Annotated in this window: 1 pseudogene; it reads right to left on the bottom strand. The window is 48.5% G+C overall.

The window, feature by feature from the left end:
- Positions 1 to 648, bottom strand: a pseudogene (locus ACTJJS_RS33510) (DUF6443 domain-containing protein); the annotation flags it as partial.

Below are 648 nucleotides of genomic sequence, written 5' to 3'. Positions count from 1 at the left end.
GGTCCGCTACCATGTTTTCCGCCGGTACAACAGGGCTATTCTTGTTAACAGGACCGTTGGATTTATAAAATGCTTTGCTGCTCAACTGAATGGTATCACCTGCCATGACCCTTAACACCAGCGAAGGCCCGATTTTCTTACCAGTTCCCGTAGCAGTCAGTTTGGCCACAGATTCATTCTTTCCGGCACTTTCATCGGCCGGGTAACCTACCGGTTTATTACTGCGGGTATTGTCAATATTACTGAACAGCTGGTTTTCTTTGGCCGCATTGGGCGTCTCCATGGTAGCTGCATACATGGACAGGTTTGTCTGTTCTGTCAGCACCAGCCGGGTATTGCCTAAATGGTCTTTTACAAAATAATCGTATACAAAGTCCGGTGCCTGACCGGCCTGATAGACGGTCCGCACCCGGCCCTCTTCATGTCCGGCAAAACGCAGGCTGTCATTTTCATATACGAAACCGCCCAGATAGTCTGTCGTGGTAACTTTAGCAACTCCGCTGGTATTATCTGTAACAACCTTGCGTACTTTCGCACCGGCAGCGTCGTAGATAAAACGGATATTCCCCTTACCCGTAATGGTTATCAATTCTGGCAGGTTGAGGTGATTGTAGCTGATAGCAGCAATCTGTTTATTCTCATCACGGG

It is taken from the genome of Chitinophaga sp. 22308 (genome assembly GCF_052045305.1).
In the GTDB taxonomy this organism is placed as follows: Bacteria; Bacteroidota; Bacteroidia; order Chitinophagales; family Chitinophagaceae; genus Chitinophaga; species Chitinophaga varians_A.
This window is presented reverse-complemented; position numbering and strand designations above follow the sequence as displayed.